The sequence below is a fragment of the Streptomyces sp. NPDC048255 genome (assembly GCF_040652415.1).
In the GTDB taxonomy this organism is placed as follows: Bacteria; Actinomycetota; Actinomycetes; order Streptomycetales; family Streptomycetaceae; genus Streptomyces.
In genome coordinates this window covers 1-20231 of record NZ_JBEZMA010000033.1, presented here as the reverse complement: position 1 = coordinate 20231, position 20231 = coordinate 1, and the positions used below count along the sequence as shown (strand labels likewise).

Annotated in this window: 20 protein-coding genes and 1 riboswitch; of the genes, 15 read left to right on the top strand and 5 right to left on the bottom strand. The window is 72.1% G+C overall.

From position 1 onward, the window contains the following. Nucleotides 1-56: 56 nt before the first annotated feature. The gene (locus AB0D94_RS24045) at nucleotides 57-2426 is read right to left on the bottom strand and encodes a chitinase C-terminal domain-containing protein (RefSeq protein ID WP_362055345.1); all 2370 of its coding nucleotides are present in this window, start codon (nucleotides 2424-2426) and stop codon (nucleotides 57-59) included. Between the two features lie 459 nt (nucleotides 2427-2885). Continuing rightward, a riboswitch (FMN riboswitch) is annotated at nucleotides 2886-3016 on the top strand. Nucleotides 3017-3233: 217 nt separating this feature from the next. Between AB0D94_RS24045 and ribD the strand changes: the two genes are divergently transcribed. From ribD to AB0D94_RS23995, 10 genes are all read left to right on the top strand, one after another. Next, complete coding sequence (ribD, locus tag AB0D94_RS24040) at nucleotides 3234-4310, top strand: bifunctional diaminohydroxyphosphoribosylaminopyrimidine deaminase/5-amino-6-(5-phosphoribosylamino)uracil reductase RibD (RefSeq protein WP_362055453.1); 1077 nt, start codon at nucleotides 3234-3236, stop codon at nucleotides 4308-4310. Next, entirely contained in the window at nucleotides 4311-4934 is a 624-nt protein-coding gene (locus tag AB0D94_RS24035; protein WP_362055343.1) for a riboflavin synthase, read from the top strand. Next, nucleotides 4931-5584: a nicotinamide mononucleotide transporter family protein gene (locus tag AB0D94_RS24030; protein WP_362055341.1), complete on the top strand. Its 654-nt coding sequence runs from the start codon at nucleotides 4931-4933 to the stop codon at nucleotides 5582-5584. The genes AB0D94_RS24035 and AB0D94_RS24030 overlap by 4 nt, the downstream gene beginning before the upstream one ends. Further along, nucleotides 5581-6882, top strand: coding sequence for a bifunctional 3,4-dihydroxy-2-butanone-4-phosphate synthase/GTP cyclohydrolase II (locus AB0D94_RS24025; protein WP_362055340.1), 1302 nt, complete (start codon nucleotides 5581-5583; stop codon nucleotides 6880-6882). The genes AB0D94_RS24030 and AB0D94_RS24025 overlap by 4 nt, the downstream gene beginning before the upstream one ends. 78 nt (nucleotides 6883-6960) lie before the next feature. Then, entirely contained in the window at nucleotides 6961-7446 is a 486-nt protein-coding gene (gene ribH, locus AB0D94_RS24020) for a 6,7-dimethyl-8-ribityllumazine synthase (protein ID WP_007262951.1), read from the top strand. A gap of 35 nt (nucleotides 7447-7481) precedes the next feature. Continuing rightward, the gene (locus tag AB0D94_RS24015) at nucleotides 7482-7763 is read left to right on the top strand and encodes a phosphoribosyl-ATP diphosphatase (RefSeq protein ID WP_031144947.1); all 282 of its coding nucleotides are present in this window, start codon (nucleotides 7482-7484) and stop codon (nucleotides 7761-7763) included. A gap of 73 nt (nucleotides 7764-7836) precedes the next feature. Next, nucleotides 7837-8685, top strand: a complete 849-nt coding sequence (hisG, locus tag AB0D94_RS24010) for an ATP phosphoribosyltransferase (protein ID WP_362055337.1) — start codon at nucleotides 7837-7839, stop codon at nucleotides 8683-8685. Between the two features lie 103 nt (nucleotides 8686-8788). Beyond that, on the top strand, nucleotides 8789-9253 hold the full coding sequence (locus AB0D94_RS24005) for a PH domain-containing protein (protein ID WP_362055335.1): 465 nt from the start codon (nucleotides 8789-8791) through the stop codon (nucleotides 9251-9253). A gap of 261 nt (nucleotides 9254-9514) precedes the next feature. Then, the gene (locus tag AB0D94_RS24000; protein WP_362055333.1) at nucleotides 9515-10864 is read left to right on the top strand and encodes a hemolysin family protein; all 1350 of its coding nucleotides are present in this window, start codon (nucleotides 9515-9517) and stop codon (nucleotides 10862-10864) included. Further along, nucleotides 10861-11904: a hemolysin family protein gene (locus AB0D94_RS23995; protein WP_362055331.1), complete on the top strand. Its 1044-nt coding sequence runs from the start codon at nucleotides 10861-10863 to the stop codon at nucleotides 11902-11904. Before AB0D94_RS24000 ends, AB0D94_RS23995 begins: the two co-directional genes overlap by 4 nt. A gap of 94 nt (nucleotides 11905-11998) precedes the next feature. Here the strand turns inward: AB0D94_RS23995 and AB0D94_RS23990 are convergent, their stop codons facing one another. Both AB0D94_RS23990 and AB0D94_RS23985 read right to left on the bottom strand, forming a co-directional pair. Beyond that, entirely contained in the window at nucleotides 11999-13963 is a 1965-nt protein-coding gene (locus tag AB0D94_RS23990) for an AAA family ATPase (RefSeq protein WP_362055329.1), read from the bottom strand. Between the two features lie 389 nt (nucleotides 13964-14352). Continuing rightward, nucleotides 14353-14988, bottom strand: a complete 636-nt coding sequence (locus AB0D94_RS23985; RefSeq protein WP_362055327.1) for a hypothetical protein — start codon at nucleotides 14986-14988, stop codon at nucleotides 14353-14355. Between the two features lie 125 nt (nucleotides 14989-15113). Between AB0D94_RS23985 and AB0D94_RS23980 the strand changes: the two genes are divergently transcribed. The 3 genes from AB0D94_RS23980 to AB0D94_RS23970 all read left to right on the top strand — a co-directional run bounded on the left by AB0D94_RS23980 (nucleotide 15114) and on the right by AB0D94_RS23970 (nucleotide 17393). Next, entirely contained in the window at nucleotides 15114-16475 is a 1362-nt protein-coding gene (locus AB0D94_RS23980) for a peptidase C39 family protein (protein WP_362055325.1), read from the top strand. A gap of 147 nt (nucleotides 16476-16622) precedes the next feature. After that, the gene (locus tag AB0D94_RS23975) at nucleotides 16623-17054 is read left to right on the top strand and encodes an SPW repeat protein (RefSeq protein ID WP_362055323.1); all 432 of its coding nucleotides are present in this window, start codon (nucleotides 16623-16625) and stop codon (nucleotides 17052-17054) included. A gap of 186 nt (nucleotides 17055-17240) precedes the next feature. Further along, nucleotides 17241-17393 (top strand): SCO1431 family membrane protein, encoded by a 153-nt coding sequence (locus AB0D94_RS23970; protein ID WP_362055321.1) that lies wholly within the window; start codon nucleotides 17241-17243, stop codon nucleotides 17391-17393. Between the two features lie 33 nt (nucleotides 17394-17426). On the opposite strand, the gene AB0D94_RS23965 is transcribed toward AB0D94_RS23970, so the two are convergent. Then, the gene (locus tag AB0D94_RS23965) at nucleotides 17427-17564 is read right to left on the bottom strand and encodes a hypothetical protein (protein WP_362055319.1); all 138 of its coding nucleotides are present in this window, start codon (nucleotides 17562-17564) and stop codon (nucleotides 17427-17429) included. Between the two features lie 41 nt (nucleotides 17565-17605). Here AB0D94_RS23965 and AB0D94_RS23960 point away from each other — a divergent pair, with 41 nt between their 5' ends. Continuing rightward, nucleotides 17606-18268: a TetR/AcrR family transcriptional regulator gene (locus AB0D94_RS23960; RefSeq protein WP_362055317.1), complete on the top strand. Its 663-nt coding sequence runs from the start codon at nucleotides 17606-17608 to the stop codon at nucleotides 18266-18268. Nucleotides 18269-18449: 181 nt separating this feature from the next. Then, on the top strand, nucleotides 18450-19622 hold the full coding sequence (locus AB0D94_RS23955) for an acyl-CoA dehydrogenase family protein (protein WP_362055315.1): 1173 nt from the start codon (nucleotides 18450-18452) through the stop codon (nucleotides 19620-19622). Between the two features lie 13 nt (nucleotides 19623-19635). On the opposite strand, the gene AB0D94_RS23950 is transcribed toward AB0D94_RS23955, so the two are convergent. Further along, nucleotides 19636-19866, bottom strand: a complete 231-nt coding sequence (locus tag AB0D94_RS23950) for a hypothetical protein (RefSeq protein ID WP_362055313.1) — start codon at nucleotides 19864-19866, stop codon at nucleotides 19636-19638. Nucleotides 19867-20231 lie beyond the last annotated feature (365 nt).

Below are 20231 nucleotides of genomic sequence, written 5' to 3'. Positions count from 1 at the left end.
CGAGGACCCGGTGGCCGCCGGGCCACCGGGTCCTCACATCAGGTCACCTACGGGGGTCAGCAGGCCCCCTGGTCCTTCCAGACACCCCATTCACCGGTGGTGCCGGGCTCTTCGTTCTGCGTCCACCACTGGGCCTTCCAGTTGCGGCCCTTGTGCGAGACGACGTTGCCGCTGTTGTAGACCGTGCCCGCCACGTACGCGGGGTTCGTGCACGTCCCGCCCGGCGGGGTCGTCGGAGGCGTCGTCGGGGGAGTGGTCGGCGGGGTCGTGGGCGGGGTCGTGGGCGGCGTGGTCGGCGGCTGGGTGCCGCCCGGCTGCACCACCGTGGTGCCGCGCGCCAGGTCCCCGGCCAGGGCGTACGTCGTGCCGGAGATGTTCACCGTCCAGTTGGAGGGCGTGGACACCGGCAGGTAGTAGTTGAACGCCAGGTCGACCGAGGCGCCGGGGGCCAGCGACTGCCAGGCCGGGAGCTTCAGCGAGACCCGGTGGAAGTCGCCCTTCAGGCCGCCGACGTTGCTGCCGGTGTGGTCGCTGCTGATCACCTTCGTGCCGAAGCCGGACTGGTCCGAGGCGTTGTTCGGGGCCGAGGTGGCGTAGTCGAACTGGAACTCGGTGCCGCCCGGCAACGCGGCGTTCGTGTTGTTGGTGATCTTGATCTTCGGGGTGATCGGGTAGTTGGAGTCGCCCAGCTTGAACTCGGTGAACTCCGTCTTGATGTCCACGGCCTGCGCGGGCAGCGCGGCTTTGGACTTCTTCGCGCCGTACGGGGCGGCGGCCTTGAACTTGTCGTACATCAGCGAGGTGAGCGTGTCACCCATCTCGTACTGGCCCTTGGCGGCGTTCCAGTCGTAGTCGCCGGCCATCTCCCAGACCATCGTGCCGCCGATGCCGCGGTCGATCACGTAATCGGCCTTGGCGGCCACCGACTGCTCGTCCTCCGTGGAGAGGAAGACCTTCTTCTGCGCGTTCCACAGCCACGGCGCCACCAGCGTGGAGTCGTACTTGCGGGCGTAGGTGCCGGTCAGGGTGGTGTTCGCCGGGAAGCCGTACCTGGTGACGTAGTCGCCGACGATCCCCTTCTCCAGGTTCTTGGCGTGCCACATCGGGTTGGACCCGGCGGGAGACTCGACGCCGTTGGTGTCCTTGTCGTGCCACAGGTTGTCGATGCCGACCGCGCCGTCACCGCACTTGGTCAGGCCCGCACCGGCCGGGCAGGTGGTCGCGGGGGCCTTGCCCCACAGGCCGTCGGTGCCGCCCTGCACGTTCTTGTGGCCGCGGGTGTAGTAGGGCAGGCCGATGTTGATCCGGCCGGCCGGCATGGAGCCGCGGAAGTAGTGGTAGGCCCAGTCGGTGTTGAGGTAGCCGATGTTCCCGTACTGGGAGCTGCCGTAGACGTTCGCGGCGGCCAGCTCGGCGTCCTTGCCGTCGTCGAAGAGCGAGGCGTTCGGCCCGACGAACTCGTTCCAGGCGCCGTGCAGGTCGTAGGACATGATGTTGACGTAGTCCAGGTACTTCTGCATCTGGAACGTCTCCATGCCCCGCAGCAGGTAGCCGGAGGAGGGGGCGGCGACGGTGAGCAGGTAGTGCTTGCCGTCGGCGGCGCCCGCGCGGTCGAGCTTCTCGCGCAGGGACTTCATCAGGGCGTCGTAGCCCTTGACGAGGCCGGCCCGGCGGGCGTTGGACAGCTGCCAGTCCAGCGGGTTGCCGGCGTCCTTCATCGTGGTCGGGTACTCGTAGTCGATGTCCACGCCGTTGAACCCGTACTTGCGGATGAACTCGACCGAGGAGTCCGCGAAGGTGTCGATGCCGGCCTGGTTGACCGAGCCGTCGGCGTTGGTGGCCATCGAGTAGAAGCCGCCGGAGGCGACCCGGTTGCCGTCGTCGCCGAAGTAGCCGCCCGTCTCCGCCCAGCCGCCGACCGAGATCAGCGTCTTGACGTCGGGGTACTGCTTCTTGAACTTGGTCAGCTGGTTGAAGTGGCCCTTGTAGGGGAGGGCGGGATCCATTTCGGCGCCCGCCACGCCCGGCCAGGTCATCCCGGTGGCGGCGTTGTTCACGTTGTCCGTGCCGACCGAGATCTTGTTGTCGGCTCCCACGTGCGCGAACGCGTAGTTCAGATGGGTGACTTTGGACCAGGGGATGTTGTTGGCGAGGTAGGCGGGCGTGCCGTCCTTGCCAGTGCGCCAGCCCGTGAAGTAGCCGATGACACGACGCTGGTGGTCCGCGCCCATCTTCTCGCGGCCCTCGGTGTCGTACACCGAGCAGTAAGGGACGTCGACACCGGCGGTCTTGTACAGCCCGTCGGGGCGACAGGACTCGTTGTCGGCGGCGTGCGAGACGCCCGTCGAGAGCCCGCCCATCAGCAGTCCGGCGATTGCGGCGCCGGATGCCAGGAGCATCGCTCTCGTACGCGTGGGGGACAGCATGGAGCCTCCTGGGGAGGGGAGGTGGCAGGACACAAAGGGACACAACGTGGAGCAACAGCAAGGTGACTGACTCGTGTTGGCCCGTGACGTGCGCACATCTGACGGGCTGTTCCGCGGAAGATGAAGGGAACGTTAAGAGGACTAGACCAACCCGTCAATAGGTCTGGACCAAAGCTGGCGCCAGTTGGCCGACCCGTTGCAGCGCCCGGCCTCCGCCGGCCCGGCACCGGACCGCTGTCCTCCGCCCGGCCCGCCCGTCACCGGACCGCCACCGTCCGCCGCCCACCCCACCTCGCCCGCCGCCGCCCCCAGTCGCAATCGCCCGCCCCGCCCGCCCGCGCCCCCGCCGGACGGCCAGGCTGAGACCGCCTCGAATCCGCCTTCATGTGAGCCAGGCCACATCTCCTCACTCGCGTGGCCCCCGATCACCCGTGGCAGACTGGCTCCAGTACCAGTAAGCAGCGCACTCCGGGGTCGGTGTAATTCCGAACCGGCGGTTATAGTCCGCGACCCGTCCGCAGCCAGCGGCCGGTTGACCAGGTGAGATTCCTGGACCGACGGTTAAAGTCCGGATGGGAGGCAGTGCGCGGCGGGCCAGTGACCGGTACGCCGCCGTCGGCGGTTCGTCGGCGTATTCCCCCGTGGATACGTCTGACCGGACCGTTTTCCGGCCTCGGCGTCCCCGTGTGCGCAAGCCCGCTTCATCTGTCGTATCCCGACAGGCCCCGGAGTCCGTGCCCGATGAGGCAGGAGGACCCGGTGGCGACACCTACAGCGGACGCAGCACCCGACGCGGCCACCCGCGCCATGCGCCGAGCCGTCGAACTCGCGGCCCGCGGGCTCGGCTCCACCACCCCCAACCCGGTCGTCGGCTGCGTCATCACCGACGCCGCGGGCACCGTCGTCGGGGAGGGCTGGCACCAGCGGGCCGGCGGCCCGCACGCCGAGGTCCACGCCCTGCGCGCGGCGGGCGACGCCGCCCGCGGCGCCACCGCCTACGTCACCCTCGAACCCTGCAACCACACCGGCCGTACGGGACCCTGCGCCCAGGCCCTGATCGCCGCCGGGATCAGCCGCGTCGTGTACGCCGTGTCCGACCCCAGCGCGCAGGCCGGCGGTGGCGCCGCCACCCTGCGCGCCGCCGGGATCGAGACCACGGCCGGACTCCTCGCCGACGAGGCGGAGCAGGGCAACGCCGCCTGGCTGACCTCCGTACGCCTCGGGCGCCCGCACGTCACCTGGAAGTACGCCGCCACCCTCGACGGCCGCAGCGCCGCCGCGGACGGCAGCAGCCGCTGGATCAGCTCCGCCGAGTCCCGGGCCGACGTCCACCGGCTGCGCGCCGAGAGCGACGCCGTCCTCGTCGGCTCCGGCACCCTGCGCGCCGACGACCCGCACCTCGCCGTGCGCGGCATCGAAGGCGCGGACCAGCCGCTGCGGATCGCCCTCGACGCCCGCGCCACGGTCCGGCCGACCGCCCGCATCCTCGACGGGGCCGCGCCCACCCTGCTCGTCGTCGGCGAGGACGCCGACACCCGGCACCTGCCCGGCGTGGACGTCCTGCGCCTTCCCCTGCACGACGGGCACATCGGCGTGCACGACCTGCTCGCCCGGCTGCACGCCCGCGGCACGCGCTCCGTCCTCCTGGAAGGCGGACCCGCCCTGGCCGGGGCCTTCCTCGCCGCCGGAGCCGTCGACCGCGTCATCGGCTACCTCGCCCCGGCCCTGCTCGGCGCGGGCCCCGCGGCCCTTGCCGACGCCGGCATCAAGAACATCTCCGACGCGCTGCGCCTCGACATCACCGAGGCCGTCCGCGTCGGCCCCGATCTCCGCATCACCGCAGTACCCGTCACCGCACCCGCCACCGCCACCAAGGAGCACTGAGTGTTCACCGGAATCGTCGAAGAACTGGGCGAGGTCGCCGCCGTCGAGCAGCTCGCGGAAGCCTCCCGCTTCCGACTGCGCGGCCCCCTGGTCACCGAGGGCGCCAAGCACGGCGACTCCATCGCCGTCAACGGCGTCTGCCTGACCGTCGTGGACACCGCCGACGGCGAGTTCACCGCCGACGTCATGCAGGAGACCCTGAACCGCTCCAGCCTCGGCGCCCTCACCCAGGGCTCCCGGGTCAACCTGGAGCGGCCCATGGCCCTCGGCGGACGGCTCGGCGGCCACCTGGTCCAGGGGCACGTGGACGGCACCGGCGAGATCCTCTCCAGGACCCCCTCCGAGCACTGGGAGATCGTCCGGGTCGCCCTCCCGGCGAACCTCTCGCGCTACGTCGTCGAGAAGGGCTCCATCACGGTGGACGGCGTCAGCCTCACCGTGGTCGAGGCCGCCGCCGACTGGTTCAGCATCAGCCTGATCCCCACCACCCTCGCGCTGACCACCCTGGGCATCAAGCAGCCCGGCGACCCGGTCAACCTGGAGGTCGACGTCCTCGCGAAGTACGTGGAGCGCCTCCTGGCCGCCGGAGTCGACCCCCTGCACGCCGAAGGAGCCGACCGGTGAGCGCCCTGACCTGGCTCAACACCGAGGCCTTCACCGTCTTCGGCCAGAAGGTCATCTGGTCCGACATGATCGGCAACCTGATGGGCCTGGCCGCCCTCGCCCTCGGCTGGCGCCGCTCCATATGGACCTGGCCCGCCCAACTGCTCTCCGGCGTGATCCTCATCGCCGCCTACGCCTCCGCCCACCTCTCCGGCGGCGTCGGCAAGCAGCTCCTCGTCATCGGCGTGGCCCTCTGGGGCTGGCGCGCCTGGCAGCAGGGCAAGCGGCAGGCCCAGGACGGCTCCATCGCGGTACGCACCGCCACCTGGAAGGAGCGCGGACTGCTCCTCGCCGGAGCGGCGCTGGGCACCCTCGCCGTCGGCGGGCTGTTCACGCTCTTCCCGCACCTGTCCTGGAGCCCGTGGGCCGACGCCTACATCTTCGTCGGCACCATCGTCGCGATGATCGCCCAGGCCCGCGGCCTCGTCGAGTTCTGGTTCGCCTGGCTCCTCGTCGACCTGGTCGGTGTCCCCCTCGCCTTCAACGGCGGCCTGGCCTTCTCCGGCCTCGTCTACGTCGTGTACTTCGCCCTCGTCCTGTGGGGCGCCTACGACTGGTACCAGCGCTCGCGCACCACCTCCGCCCCGGCCCTGGAAGGAGCAACGGCATGACTCCCACCCTCAAGCCCGTGCCCGACGTCCTCGACGTCCCCGAAGAGACCTTCCGCCTCGACCCGGTCGAGCAGGCCATCCGCGACATCGCCGCGGGCCGCCCGATCGTCGTCGTCGACGACGAGGACCGCGAGAACGAGGGCGACCTCGTCATCGCCGCCGAGAAGGCCACCCCCGAGATCATCGCCTTCATGATGAGCGAGTGCCGCGGCCTGATCTGCGCCCCCATGGAGGGCCCCGAGCTGGAGCGGCTCGAACTCCCCCAGATGGTCCAGAACAACACCGAGTCGATGAAGACCGCCTTCACCGTCTCCGTCGACGCGAGCGCCGCCCACGGGGTCTCGACCGGCATCTCCGCCGCCGACCGCGCCACCACCCTGCGCCTCCTGGCGAACGGGACCTCCGAGCCCGGCGACTTCGTGCGCCCCGGCCACATCTTCCCGCTGCGCGCCAAGCCCGGCGGCGTCCTGGTCCGCAACGGCCACACCGAGGCCGCCGTCGACCTCGCCCGCCTCGCGGGCCTGCGCCCGGCCGGCGCCATCGTGGAGATCGCCGGCGAGGACGGCGTCATGCTGCGGCTGCCCGAGCTGATCCCCTTCGCCCGCAAGCACGGCCTGACGATCATCTCCATCGAGGACCTGATCGCCTACCGCCGCTCCGCCGAGCCCACCGTGCGCCGCGAGGCCGAGGTCAGCCTGCCGACCTCCTTCGGCGACTTCACCGCGTACGGCTACCGCTCCACCGTCGACGGGGTCGAGCACGTGGCCCTCGTCCACGGCGAGGTCGGCGGCGGCGAGGACATCCTCGTCCGGATGCACTCCGAGTGCCTGACCGGCGACATCTTCCAGTCCCAGCGCTGCGACTGCGGCCCCCAGCTGCACGCCTCCATGGAACGCATCCAGGCGGAGGGCCGCGGCGTCGTCGTCTACCTGCGCGGCCACGAGGGCCGCGGCATCGGACTGCTGTCCAAGCTGCGCGCCTACGAGCTCCAGGAGCGCGGCCGCGACACCCTCGACGCCAACCTGGAACTCGGCCTGCCCGCCGACGCCCGGGACTACGGCGCCGGCGCGCAGATCCTCGCCGACCTCGGCGTGCACAGCGTCCGGCTGCTGACCAACAACCCCGACAAGTCCGCCGCCCTCGTCCGGCACGGCATCACGGTCGCCGGCCGCGAGGCCATGCCGATCGAGGCGGGCGAGCACAACCTGCGGTACCTGCGCACCAAGCGGGACCGGATGGGGCACGACCTGCCCTGGCTGGAGGGGGCCGTGCCCACCTCCGCCTGCGGCAACCAGTAACCACACACACCAGCACACACCACCACAACCCGTACGCACCAGTACGTACCCGTACACGAACCACCGAGGAGCAGAGCTGTGAGCGGCAAGGGCGCACCCGAACTGAGCGTGAAGAACTGCGGAGACCTGCGAGTCGCCGTCATCGCTGCCCAGTGGCACGAGAAGGTCATGGACGGACTGGTCGACGGCGCCCTGCGGGCCCTGCACGAGCTGGGCATCGACGAGCCCACCCTGCTGCGGGTCCCGGGCAGCTTCGAGCTCCCGGTCGTGGCGAAGGTACTCGCCGGTCGCGGTTACGATGCCATCGTCGCCCTCGGTGTGGTCATCCGCGGCGGCACCCCGCACTTCGACTACGTCTGCCAGGGCGTCACCCAGGGCCTGGTACAGGTGTCGATCGACACCGGAGTCCCCGTCGGCTTCGGCGTACTGACCTGCGACAACGACGAGCAGGCGCTGGACCGCGCCGGGCTCGAGGGGTCGAACGAGGACAAGGGGCACGAAGCGGTCACCGCCGCCGTCTCCACCGCCATGACCCTGCGGACCGTCAGCGAACCCTGGCGCTGAGTGGCGTGGGGGAACCCCGTATTCTGAGGACCATCATGGCGAACAAACCCCCCAAGAGCTTCGAAGAACTCTTCACCGAGCTCCAGCTCAAGGCCGCCAACGGCGACCCCAGCACCTCCCGCACCGCCGAGCTCGTCAGCAAGGGCGTCCATGCCATCGGCAAGAAGGTCGTCGAGGAGGCCGCCGAGGTCTGGATGGCCGCCGAGTACGAGGGCAAGGAAGCCGCCGCCGAGGAGATCTCCCAGCTGCTCTACCACGTCCAGGTGATGATGGTGGCGCGCGGGATCTCCCTCGACGACGTCTACGCGCACCTCTAGGCCGGAGCTCCGCCCGCGGGCCCCCGCCCCACCAGCACACACCTTTCGCAACCTACGCACCAAAGGAAGCCCCATGCTGCGCATCGCCGTCCCCAACAAGGGTTCACTCTCCGGACCGGCGTCGGCGATGCTCCATGAGGCCGGCTACCGGATGCGCAAGGAGTCCAAGGAGCTCGTGGTCGTCGACCCCGAGAACGAGGTGGAGTTCTTCTACCTCCGCCCCAAGGACATCGCGATCTACGTCTCCTCGGGCAAGCTCGACATCGGCATCACCGGCCGCGACCTGCTGCTCGACTCCGGCGCCAGCGCCGAGGAGATCCTGGCGCTGAACTTCGGCCGCTCCACCTTCCGCTACGCCACCCTCCCCGGCACCGCGAAGGGCCCCGAGGACTTCCACGGGATGACGATCGCGACCTCGTACGAGGGAATCGTCGCCAAGCACCTCGCCGAGAAGGGCATCGACGCCTCCGTCGTCCACCTCGACGGCGCGGTCGAGACCGCCATCCAGCTCGGCGTCGCCCAGATCATCGCGGACGTCGTCGAGACCGGCACCAGCCTGCGCAACGCCGGCCTCGAGGTCATCGGCGAGCCGATCCTCACCTCCGAGGCCGTCGTCATCCGGGGCAACGGCACCGACGCCGACGACCCGCGCGCCCAGCAGTTCCTGCGCCGCCTCCAGGGCGTCCTGGTGGCCCGCAGCTACGTGATGATGGACTACGACTGCCGCGCCGAGCACCTGGAGCGCGCCGTCGCCCTCACCCCGGGCCTGGAGTCGCCGACCATCTCCCCGCTGCACAACGAGGGCTGGGTCGCCGTCCGGGCGATGGTCCCGGCCAAGGAGGCGCAGCGGATCATGGACGACCTGTACGAGCTCGGAGCCCGCGCCATCCTCACCACCTCGATCCACGCCTGCCGTCTCTGACCCGTACGCCGTCCGCCGTACGCCGACCCAGTCCGGCGGCGTACGGCGACCCGTACGCCGTCCACAGACCCGTACGCCCCCCTCCCGAAGGCAACGCACGCACATGACCGAGTCCGCCGCCCAGCCCGCACCCCCCGCCCTGCCGGTCACCTTCCGGCCGACCCGCACCCGGGCGGTCCTGCTGGGCGTCGGGCTCGTCATGTTCGTCACCATCACGTCGGTCGCGGTCCTCCTGGAGAGGCTCAACCCGGGAGAGCGCGTCAGCTTCGTCTTCATGGCGGCGCTCCTCACCTCCGTCCTCGTCCTGCTCAGCCGCCCCAAGGTGGTCGCGGACGAGAACGGCGTCACCGTCGTCAACCTCACGACCAAGCGCCGCCTGGAGTGGGCCCAGATCCTGCGGGTCAACCTGCGCCCCGGCGACCCGTGGGTCTTCCTCGACCTCAGCGACGGCACCAGCCTGCCCGCCCTCGGCATCCAGCCCGGCGTGGCCAGGCAGCAGGCCGTCAACGACGCCCGCGCGCTGCGCGCCCTCGCCGAGACCCGCGGAACCGGCGCGCACGACCACTGAGCCGGCCACACCGGCCCTCAGCCGGCCGCGCCGGCCCTGAAGCGGCCCGGAGCCGAAGCTGAGCGGTCCGCCTCCGCCCGCTGCGTCCCATTGCGGCGGCGATCTCAGTGACTACCCTGGTGCGGGGCGCGGCTGCGCGCCCTCCCACCGGCCCCGGGACCCCGTGGCCCGCGGGCAACTGCGACTTGAGGAGTGACTCCCTCCAGCAATGGACGGATCGTCCGGTAGTACCCGCGCCGCCCTCCCCTCGGAGGCGGCGGCATGACCATCCCGCTACTCCTGCTCCTGGCGGCCTTCGCCCTGATCCTCGCCAACGGCTTCTTCGTGGCGGCCGAATTCGGCCTCGTCACCGTCGAGAAGCCCGAGGCCGAACGAGCCGCCGCCGACGGCGACCGCCGTGCCCGCACGGTGGTCGAAGCCCTGCGGGAGCTGTCCTTCCAGCTCTCCGGCACCCAGCTCGGCATCACCATCACCTCCCTCGTGGTCGGCATGCTCGCCGAGCCCGCCCTCGCCGCACTGCTGGCCGGGCCGCTCACCGCGACCGGCCTCCCCGCGGGAGCCACCGCCGGCATCTCCGTGGTCATCGGCATGCTGCTCGCCTCCGCCGTCCAGATGGTCGTCGGCGAGCTCGTCCCGAAGAACTGGGCGGTCTCCCGGCCGCTCCAGGTGGCCCGCTTCGTCGCCGGCCCCCAGCAGGCCTTCTCCGGCGCCCTGCGGCCGGTCATCGCCGGCCTCAACGCCGTCGCCAACCGGCTGGTGCGGCTCCTGGGCGTGGAACCCACCGAGGAGATGGCCTCCGCCCGCACCCCCGGCGAACTGGTCTCCCTGGTCCGCCATTCGGCCCAGGCCGGCGCCCTCGAACAGGACACCGCCGACCTCTTCGTACGGACCCTCTCGCTGGGCGAGCTCACCGCCCAGCACGTCATGACCCCCCGCGTGAAGGTCAGCGCCCTCCAGCACACGGCCACCGCCGCCGACGTGCTCAACCTGACCCGCGCCACCGGACTGTCCCGCTTCCCGGTCTACCGCGAGCGCATCGACGAGATCACCGGTGTGGTCTCCCTCAAGGACGCCCTCGCCGTACCCGAGGCGGAACGTGCCCGCACCACCGTCGGCCGGATCTCCGTCGCCCCGCTGCTGGTGCCCGGCTCCCTGCCGGTGCAGCCCCTCCTGGAGCGGCTGCGCAGCGAACAGCCGATGGCCGTGGTGGTCGACGAGTACGGCGGCACCGCCGGCGTGGTCACCCTGGAGGACATCGTGGAGGAACTCGTCGGCGAGGTCCGCGACGAGCACGACCACGCGGAGGACGGCAGGCCCGAACTGGCCCCCGTACCCGCCGAGGACGGCCGCCCCTCCTGGGAGGCCGACGGCAGCTGCCGGGTGCAGACCTTGCGCCGCATAGGCCTGGAAGTCCCCGAAGGCCCCTACGAGACCGTCGCAGGCCTCGTCGCCGACCTCCTCGGCCGCATCCCCGCCCCCGGGGACCGGGCCGAACTGCCCGGCTGGAAGCTCTCCGTCCGGCAGGTCGGGCGCTACCGGGCCGAACGGGTCCGGCTGGTGCGCACCGTCCCCGCCACCGCCCCCGCCGAACTGGAAGCGGTGGGCCGGTGAACGCCCTCCAGCTCCTGTTCGCCCTGCTCCTCGTACTCGCCAACGGATTCTTCGTCGGCGCCGAGTTCGCCCTCGTCTCCGTACGGCGCAGCCAGATCGAACCGCTCGCCGCACGCTCCAAACGGGCCCGGCAGGTCCTCCACGGCCTGGAGAACCTGCCCCGCATGATGGCCGCCGCGCAGTTCGGCATCACCCTGTGCTCCCTCACCCTGGGAGCCGTCGCCGAACCCACCGTGGCCCGGCTCCTGGAGCCCGTCTTCCACGCCCTGCACGTCCCCCAGGGCCTCATCCACCCCCTCGGCTACGCCCTCGCGCTCGCCGCCGTGGTCTTCCTGCACCTGGTCATCGGCGAAATGGTCCCCAAGAACCTCGCCATGGCCGCCCCCGAGAAGACCGCCCTGTGGTTCAGCCCCGGACTGGTCGCCTTCGCCCGCCTGTGCGGGCCCGTCACGACCGCGCTCGGCGCCTGCGCCACGCTCGTCCTGCGGCTCTTCAAGGTCGAGCCCAAGGACGAGGTCGAGGCCGTCTACACCAGCGCCCAGCTCGGCCGCCTCGTCGAGGACTCCCGGCAGGCCGGGCTCCTGGAACCGGGGGAGCAGGAACGCCTGGAGGACGCCCTCGAACTGGGCAGCCGCCCGGTCACCGACGTCCTCCTCGCCCGGGACCGCATCGTCACCGTCGGCCCCTCGGCCACCCCGCGGCAGATCGAGCAGCTGACGGTGCGCACCGGGTACTCCCGCTTCCCCGTCCGCTCCGGCAGCGGGGCCTTCATGGGATACCTGCACGTCAAGGACGTACTGGACCTGGAGGACCGGGAGCGGGCCGTGCCCCAGCGGGTCTGGCGCCGGATGACCACCCTGTCGGCGACCCTCCCGCTGGACGACGCGCTGAGCGTCATGCGCCGGGACGCCACCCACCTGGCCCAGGTCGCCGACGCGGCCGGCCGCGTGCTGGGCCTGGTCGCCATGGAGGACGTCCTGGAGATGCTGGTGGGGGAGGTACGCGACCCCGCGCACCGCGCGTACGTACGGGGCGCGTAGCGGCTGCCGTGCGGCGCCGTGGCGGGGGGCTCCGCCCCCGGACCCCCGCGCCTCGAAAGCCGGCGGGGCTGTTTCAGCCGCAGCCCCGCCCCGGCTACAACGGCGGAGGCTCCGGCCGTTCCTGGGGCCCCCGCCCTGACAGGACCTCCCCGTACGCCTGCATCAGGTCCGCCAGCCGCAACGTGGCCAGGTCGTCCCGGGAGGGATCGCCCGCGAAGCCCGCCAGCCGCAGGTCCCGGTAGGCGCAGCTCTTCTCGTACAGGGTGCGCAGGAAGCGGCCGTTGCCGAGCTCGTCGATCCACCCCTGGTCCACCACGTGCCCGCTGATGCTGCGCAGTTCCTCCAGCGCCTCCTCGTCCCAGCGGTCGCCGTTCGCGTCCGCCACCACCCCGCCGATCGCGGTCAGCTCCAGCGGCCGGTAGCTGGGGAAGTCCACCCGCGTGGTGAACCGCGAGGACAGCCCCGGATTGGCGGCCAGCAGCCGGTCCATCCCGGCCGGATAGCCCGCCAGGATCACCACCAGGTGGTCCCGGTTGTCCTCGGCCCGCTTCAGCAGCACCTGCAGGGCCTCGTCCCCGTACGCGTCGCCCTTGCTGTACCCGGAGTTGGAGAGGCTGTACGCCTCGTCCACGAACAGCACCCCGCCGATCGCCGAGTCGATCAGCTCGTTCGCCTTCACCGCGGTCTGCCCCAGGAACTCGCCCACCAGGTCCGACCGCTGGGCCTCCACGAGATGGTCGCCGCCCAGCAGGCCCAGGGCGTAGAAGACGCGGCCCAGGATCCGCGCCACCGTGGTCTTGCCCGTGCCCGACGGGCCGGAGAACACGAAGTGCCGTTTCGGCGGCTGCACCGGCAGCCCTTGCCCCGCCCGCAGCCGCGCCATGTGCAACTGCGCCGACAAGGCCTTCACCTGCCGCTTGACGGGCTCCAGGCCCACCATCCGCTCCAGCTCCGCCAGCGCCTCGGCGAGCGCCTCCGGATCCGCCGGACCGGCCGGCAGCCCCGGGGGCGCGGACTGCGGAGGAACGGACACCTTGCGCCGCGCGCCCTCCCCCCGGCCGGGCGGCGGCACCCCCGGCGAGCCCGGGCCGTACCGAGGATCGGGCGGATCGGGCGCCGCCAGCGGATCCTGGTCCGGCTGCCCGTCCGCGGCGGTGTCCGGGACCGGCCCGCCGCCCAGCGCCACCGCCGCGAAGTCCCCGCCCGCCGGGGACGGACCGTGCCCGCCCCAGGCCCCGTACCCCGCGTACCCCGGACCGGCCAGGTCCGCCAGCCCGGCCATGTTGTCGGTGTCGTCGCCGTCCTCGATGGCCGTCAGACGGGCCGCCGTGTCCATGAACGACGGGTCCACCCGGTGCACCGCCCGGTACAGCGGCAGCGCCGCCGCACTGCGCCCCGTACCCTCGTGCGCCCGTGCCAGCCAGTACCGCAGCTCCTTGCGCTGCGGCTGCTCGCTGCGGCACCGCATCAGCGCCGCCGACAGCAGCGGCTCCGCCTGCCCGTACATCTCCAGCCGGACCCGGGCCATCCCGCCGAACAGGCCCGCCTCGATCCCCAGCAGCGGATCGTCCACCAGCGGCTCGGTGTGCAGCACCAGCTGCTCCCAGTCCTTGACCAGGTAGGCCCGGCAGGCGTGCAGGAACCGCACCTGCGGATCGGTGTCCACCGGGGGCAGCGCGGCCAGCGCCTGGTCCAGCTCGGGCACGTGGCGCCCGTCCAGCCAGTGCGAGGCGTGGGCCAGCAGGAGGTCCCGCCGGCTCTCCAGCACCGGCTGCACCCACCAGCCCAGCCAGTACCAGGAGTTCAGCGTCCGCCGGTGGCGGGCCCGCTGCTCGCCGAAACGGTCCCGATGGGCGTACATGCGCAATAAGGCGTTGGCGGTGTCCACCCGGAGCGCGTGCAGGCCCAGCCAGGCGTCGGCCATCGCGGGATCGAGTCGTACGGCCGCCCGGAACTCCTCCTCGGCCTGCGGATAGGCGCCCATGGTGCAGGCGTCGACCCCGCGCAGCCAGGCGAGTTCGGCCGGGGCGTGCGTGCTGCCCGGCATGCCGAAATCCATCACGTCCCCCACAAGCCTGCCCCGTGGTGCGCGGCAACCCCCGCGTCGAGCACGCGAGTTGTCCGGTGCCCCCGACCGGCGTCGCTGAAATCAGGGCTGCATCGTACCTGCGGTTTCGCACCTTACGTAGGGTGCGACGCCCCCGGTTCGGCCGTCCTCCCGGACCCTGGCCCGTGACTCAGGGTGAGGGGTCGGGGGTGCTGCGGCCCGCCGGACCGCGGCCCGCGGAGGGCGCGGGGGCAGAACGAAGCCCCCGATCACGGGGGAACGATCGGGGGCTTCGCGTCCGCGGCAGCCGGTAAAGGCCGCGCATTGAGAACGTAAGGCCGGTGCGGGGCCCCGGTCAAGCAGGTCGACGGAGGCTCGCTGGGGCCCAGGTCCAGGGCCGCTCAGGCCCGGGGGAGCTCGTCACCCTCGGTGACGGAAGTGGGGGTTCCCGCCGTCGCACCGGCCCCGGAAGTCCACTCGTATCCCGTACCGCTCTGGCGCACCAGGATGTCGGCGAAGGGGCGTGAAGGGTCATCCGCGAAGTGCGCGAGCTCCGCGCGCTCCCATCCGTCCCAGAAGCCGGAGAGTTCCCGCCCGTCCCGCTCCCGTCCGCGCCCCCAGGACCGCGCGCGCGGGGTTTCCATCCACAGCAGCCGCGCCAGGTGCGGGCGCAGCGCGCGCCGCCCGGCCCCGACCCCCTCGACGAGCACCACCGCCGCCGGCTCCAGCACCCGCTCCGCGCCGAAGCGGCGCTCCACCCAGTCGTACGGGGCCCAGTGCGCGGGCCGCCCGGCGGCGAGCGGCTCCAGCACCTGCGCGCGCAGCCGCTCCTGCCAGCCGAACAGCTCCTCGTGGGTGGCCACGTCGTCCAGGTGCAGCACCGGCGCCCCGCCCAGGGCCTCGGCGAGCCGGCCGGCGAAGGTGCTCTTCCCCGACCCGGCGTGCCCGTCGACGCCGACCAGCCGGACGGGGCCGAGGGAGGGGGGCAGGGCGGCGAGCTCCCGCGCGAGTGAATCGAGTGACTGGTGTGGCTCCACCCCGCCACCCTACGACCGGCCCGGCCGTCACCCCCGACACGAGCCCGCGGCTTCGGCCCCCGGCCCCCGGGAACTGGAAAGGTGAAGCCAACGATGCACCGACCCACCCCTGGGGGAACCCCGCGATGACCGCACCCACACCGCGCAGGGCCGTACTCGTCGCCGCACTCGCGGTCGCCACCGCCGCCACCGCGGCCACCGTCTCCGGGGGCAGCGCCTCCGCCGCGGCCCCGCCCGCCCCCCGCGGCCCGGGCCGCACCGTCGACAACCGCTTCTGGTACGCGTACGAGCACTGGCTCGCCGGCCGCCACCACGGCACCACCGCCGTCCCCGGCGCCCGCCCCGGCCTGGAGATCCGTACTCCGGCCGGCCGCACCGAGTACACCGACCCGCACACCGGGAAGAAGAGCACCTGGGAGTACGCCACCTGGACCTCCCCGGTGCACCGCCCCGCCGTGCCCGCCACCGAGGCCATCGCCTCCTGGAACGCCCGCACCCCCGCCGGCACCTGGATCCAGACCGAACTGCGCGGCACCTACACCGACGGCACCACCACCCCCTGGTACGTCATGGGCCGCTGGGCCTCCGGCGACGGCGACATCCGCCGCACCTCCGTGGACGGCCAGAGCGACGGCCGCACCACCGTCTGGACCGACACCCTCGCCGTCGACGCCCCCGCGGGAGGCCTGCGCCTCACCGACTGGCAGCTGCGCCTCACCCTGTACCGCAGGCCCGGCGCCGCCACGGGACCCACCGTCCGGCTCGCCGGAGCCATGGTCTCCGACGTCCCGGACCGCCTCACCGTCCCCGCCTCCACGCCCTCCGGCCAGGCCGTCGAGCTGCCCGTACCGCGCTACTCCCAGGAGGTCCACGCCGGGCGCTACCCCCAGTACGACAACGGCGGCGAAGCCTGGTGCAGCCCCACCTCCTCCCAGATGGTCATCGAGTACTGGGGCGGCCGGGCCAGTGCCACCGCCACGGCCTGGGTCGATCCGAAGTACTCCGACCCGCAGGTGTGCCACGCCGCCCGCTCCACCTACGACGCCGCGTACAAGGGCTGCGGCAACTGGCCCTTCAACGCCGCGTACGCCGCCACCTACCGCGGGCTCGCCGGAGTGGTCACCCGGCTCGGCTCCCTCGCCGACCTGGAGATCCTGGTCCGGGCCGGGATCCCCGCCATCACCTCGCAGTCCTTCCGGACCGAGGAGCTCACCGGAGCCGGTTACGGCACCGCGGGCCACCTGATGACCGTCATCGGCTTCACCGCCGCCGGGGACGTGATCGCCAACGACCCGAACTCTCCGGACAACGCGTCCGTCCGCCGGGTCTACGAGCGGCGCGAATTCGAGAACATCTGGCTGCGCACCAAGCGGCACAACGCGGCGGGCAAGGTCGTCTCGGGCAGCGGAGGCATCTGCTACCTCTACGCCCCGGCCGCGCCGAGCCCCGTGCAGTTCGCGGCGCTGGGGGCGGTCGGAGTGCTCTGACCTCGGCCTTCGGGCGTCCAGGAGCGCGGCCCGGGCGGCGGTTTGATGCCGGGAAAGGGGCATATTTTCCGTTGACCGGAGACCCGTATAAGCGCAACATAATGGGGTAAATGGGAGATAAAGGCTTCTCGTAGGAGGCGGCCCGCCATGACCACCCATCCGAGCATCGAGCACCACCCCGACCTCGCCGAGATGCGCACTCGGTTCGAGCGGGTGACCAGTACTCCCGCCGCGCAGGCAGTCGAGGCAATGGCCCTGGTCACGGGCCTTTACCTGGCGGCCTCGCCGTGGATCGCCGGTTTCAGCGTCCTGACCCCGCTCGCCATCAACAACCTGATCGCCGGCCTGGCGTTCTGTCTGTGCATGGGCGGTCTGGGTTCCGCGTACGAGCGCACCCATGCGATGGCCTGGACGGCGGTCGCACTCGGTGCGTGGACGATCATCGCCCCGTGGGCCATCGCGGGTGAGATGGACGTGACCCGTACGGTGGTCAACAACGTGATCACCGGAGCCGTCGCCCTCTGCCTCGGCCTCGCCATGGCGGCGATGGCCGGACGCAGCCGGGAGACCCGCGCCTGACGGGGACACCGGACCCGCCGCCGGGCCCCGACCGCACCGGACCTGCCGGAGCGGCCGGGGCCCGGCAGGTCCGCGGCGGTTGCGGCCCGGCAGCTCCGGATCGGCCGGGGCCGGGCGGCGTGACGCCGGCCACCAGTGACCCTCGTCTCTACCGCGAAGGCCGCGAACGCTGGCACATTGGACACCATGACTGCCACCAGTGCCGCCCTGACCGCCCGCGCCCGCAACCTCGTCCGTACCGGGGGCCCCAAGGAGGATTCCTCCTGGCTGGAACACGTCCTCGGCTGGACGCTCGTGGTCGTCGTCGCCATGTTCGTCACCCAGGTCGGCTGGCTGTAAGGCGCGGCCCGCCGGTCACGCCCTCTCCGCCGGTCACGCCCGCGGCGGGCGTCCGCCGCCCTTCACCGTCTTGCCGTCGCCATGACTGTTCATCCCGTACGTCCCGTCGTCCCGTACGTCGTCCGGTGCGGAGGGGAAGTGCGAAGAGAGCCCGACATACAGGTCTGCCATACTTCGGGGCATCCTGTGGCAGTTCGAGGCTAGGGCTGACTTTGAACAATGGTCAACAGCGCGGAGCGACCGGCCGATCGCAGGTACGCAGGGCCGAACTCATAGCCATCGGGCGCAAATTGTTCGCCGACACCTCGTACGACGCGCTCTCCATGGACGACATCGCCAAGCACGCGGGCGTCGCCAAGGGGCTGATCTACTACTACTTCAAGAGCAAACGCGGGTACTACCTCGCCATCGTCGAGGACTCGGTGGCCGAACTCGTCGCCCGCGCCGCCCGGGACACCGAACTGCCCGCCGCAGAACGGGTGCGCCGCACCGTCGACGGCTACCTCCACTACGCCGAGCACCACCAGGCCGCCTACCGCACCATCGTCACCGGCGGCGTCGGATCCGATGCCGAGGTCCTCGCGGTCCGCGACGCCGTCCGCGAGGAACTGGTCGCCACCATCGCCGAAGGCGCGTACGGACGCCGCACCGTCCCGCCCGTCGCCCGCCTCGCGCTCGTCGGCTGGCTCTCCTCGGTCGAAGGGATCACCCTGGAGTGGATCGGAGCCCTCGCCGCGGACCCGGCCGGCCAGCCCGGCCGCGCCCGGCTCGGAGCCCTGCTCGTACGCCAGCTGCGCGCGACCTTGACGGTCATCGAGGAGTTCGTCCCGGAGTGCCCCGCTCCGCCCCTCCCCGAGGAAGCGGCCCTGCCGTAACGGTGATCTTGCACCGGTGACGGGAGGCGCCTGATCAGGCATACTCGACCCGCCGCAGCCGCTGAACAGGTCCTTCCGTAACCCGGGAGGGCACCATCGGCTGTAAGAGCACCGAGACCCGGCGGCGCGTCCCACACCTCACGCGTCGCCGCCGTGCCCGACGAGGGAGGAGAGCGCCGCCATGACAGACCGCGCCCCGCAGCCGGTGGACCGTCAGCTGCCCACCGAGGAGTCCCGGGACCTCCTCGCGCTCGTACGCGAGATCGCCCAGCGGGAGATCCGCCCCCGGGCCGCCGAGGAGGAGGACTCCGGCCGGTTCCCGCGCGAGATCTTCACCCTGCTGTCCGAGGCCGGCCTGCTCGGGCTCCCCTACGACGGCGCCTTCGGCGGCGGCGAGCAGCCCTACGAGGTCTACCTCCAGGTCCTCGAAGAACTCGCCGCGGCCCGCCTGACCGTAGGCCTCGGCGTCAGCGTGCACTCGCTGGCCTGCCACGGCCTCGCCGGATACGGCACCAAGGAGCAGCAGGGCGCCCACCTGCCCGCCATGCTCGGCGGCGGCCTGCTCGGCGCCTACTGCCTCTCCGAGCCGGCCGCGGGCTCCGACGCCGCCTCGCTGACCACCAAGGCGGTCCGCGACGGCGACGACTGGCTCATCACCGGCACCAAGGCCTGGATCACCCACGGCGGAGTCGCCGACTTCTACACCGTCCTCGCACGCACCGGCGCCGCGGGCCCCAAGGGCATCACCGCCTTCCTGGTCCCGGGCGACGCGCAGGGCCTCACCGCCGCCGTCCCCGAGAAGAAGATGGGCATGAAGGGCTCGCCCACCGCCCAGCTGCACTTCGACGGTGTACGGGTGCCCGACGCCCGCCGCATCGGCGAGGAGGGCCAGGGCTTCACCATCGCGCTCGCCGCACTGGACGCGGGCCGCCTCGGCATCGCCGCCTGCGCCATCGGCGTCGCCCAGGCCGCGCTCGACGAGGCCGTGACCTACGCCCTGGACCGCAAGCAGTTCGGGCACCCGATCGCGGACTTCCAGGGGCTGCGCTTCATGCTGGCCGACATGGCCACCAAGATCGAGGCGGGCCGGTCCCTGTACCTCGCCGCGGCGCGCCTGCGGGACGCGGGCAAGCCGTTCTCCCGCCAGGCCGCCATGGCCAAGCTGTTCTGCACCGACGCGGCGATGGCCGTCACCACGGACGCCGTGCAGATCCTCGGCGGCTACGGGTACACCGCGGACTTCCCGGTCGAGCGGCTCATGCGCGAGGCGAAGGTGCTCCAGATCGTCGAGGGCACCAACCAGATCCAGCGCATGGTCATCGCCCGCCACCTGGCGGGCCCGGAAACCCGCTGACGGCCCGGCTGCGCTAGTAGAGCCCGCTGCCGCCGGCGGGCCAGACCGGGGAGCGGGTGAGGCGGGCCCACTCCGGGTCCCGCCGGCCGGGCAGCGTACGCCCGTCATCGGCCCAGCGGGCCAGCAGCGCACGGTAGATGGGCGGATCGGCGGCCTGGCCCTGCTGCCCGGGCTCATGCTGAACCGATTCTTCGTAACCCGGCTGCACCGGACGCCGCCGCCGGCCCGTTGAAGACTGAAGCATGGTCATGCCCGGCCAACGCCCCACCACAGCACGCGGTAATCGCCCCTGCCCCCAGCCCATCCGTTCGATGGGTCCCTGGGGGTGGGGGTGGGGCCGGGAGCGGGAGCGGGGGTGGGGTGGAGGTGCGGCGGGGCGGGGGCTGCGGCGGGCTTGTGCCGGCGGGGCGGGATCTTGGACGCGGGGCGGTGGCTTCGGGGGCTTGTGCCGGCGGGGCGGGATCGTGGCCGAAGGCGGGGCTCCGGGGGCCTGTGCCGGTGGGAGCCGATCAGGGATGGTTTGGGGGTTTCCCGTCAGTCCCATCGTCTCTCCGTGTCGGGCCGGCCCCTCAAGGGCGCTCCCTGCGGTCGCGTCGCTTCGCGATGGCC

What these genes read in the sequence shown, in the direction of transcription:
- AB0D94_RS24045 (WP_362055345.1), bottom strand. Translation starts at nt 2,426, where the DNA reads ATGCTGTCCCCCACGCGTACGAGAGCGATGCTCCTGGCATCCGGCGCC.
- ribD (WP_362055453.1), top strand. Translation starts at nt 3,234, where the DNA reads ATGCGCCGAGCCGTCGAACTCGCGGCCCGCGGGCTCGGCTCCACCACC.
- AB0D94_RS24025 (WP_362055340.1), top strand. Translation starts at nt 5,581, where the DNA reads ATGACTCCCACCCTCAAGCCCGTGCCCGACGTCCTCGACGTCCCCGAA.
- AB0D94_RS24015 (WP_031144947.1), top strand. Translation starts at nt 7,482, where the DNA reads ATGGCGAACAAACCCCCCAAGAGCTTCGAAGAACTCTTCACCGAGCTC.
- hisG (WP_362055337.1), top strand. Translation starts at nt 7,837, where the DNA reads ATGCTGCGCATCGCCGTCCCCAACAAGGGTTCACTCTCCGGACCGGCG.
- AB0D94_RS24005 (WP_362055335.1), top strand. Translation starts at nt 8,789, where the DNA reads ATGACCGAGTCCGCCGCCCAGCCCGCACCCCCCGCCCTGCCGGTCACC.
- AB0D94_RS24000 (WP_362055333.1), top strand. Translation starts at nt 9,515, where the DNA reads ATGACCATCCCGCTACTCCTGCTCCTGGCGGCCTTCGCCCTGATCCTC.
- AB0D94_RS23990 (WP_362055329.1), bottom strand. Translation starts at nt 13,963, where the DNA reads ATGGATTTCGGCATGCCGGGCAGCACGCACGCCCCGGCCGAACTCGCC.
- AB0D94_RS23980 (WP_362055325.1), top strand. Translation starts at nt 15,114, where the DNA reads ATGACCGCACCCACACCGCGCAGGGCCGTACTCGTCGCCGCACTCGCG.
- AB0D94_RS23975 (WP_362055323.1), top strand. Translation starts at nt 16,623, where the DNA reads ATGACCACCCATCCGAGCATCGAGCACCACCCCGACCTCGCCGAGATG.
- AB0D94_RS23970 (WP_362055321.1), top strand. Translation starts at nt 17,241, where the DNA reads ATGACTGCCACCAGTGCCGCCCTGACCGCCCGCGCCCGCAACCTCGTC.
- AB0D94_RS23965 (WP_362055319.1), bottom strand. Translation starts at nt 17,564, where the DNA reads ATGGCAGACCTGTATGTCGGGCTCTCTTCGCACTTCCCCTCCGCACCG.
- AB0D94_RS23955 (WP_362055315.1), top strand. Translation starts at nt 18,450, where the DNA reads ATGACAGACCGCGCCCCGCAGCCGGTGGACCGTCAGCTGCCCACCGAG.
- AB0D94_RS23950 (WP_362055313.1), bottom strand. Translation starts at nt 19,866, where the DNA reads ATGCTTCAGTCTTCAACGGGCCGGCGGCGGCGTCCGGTGCAGCCGGGT.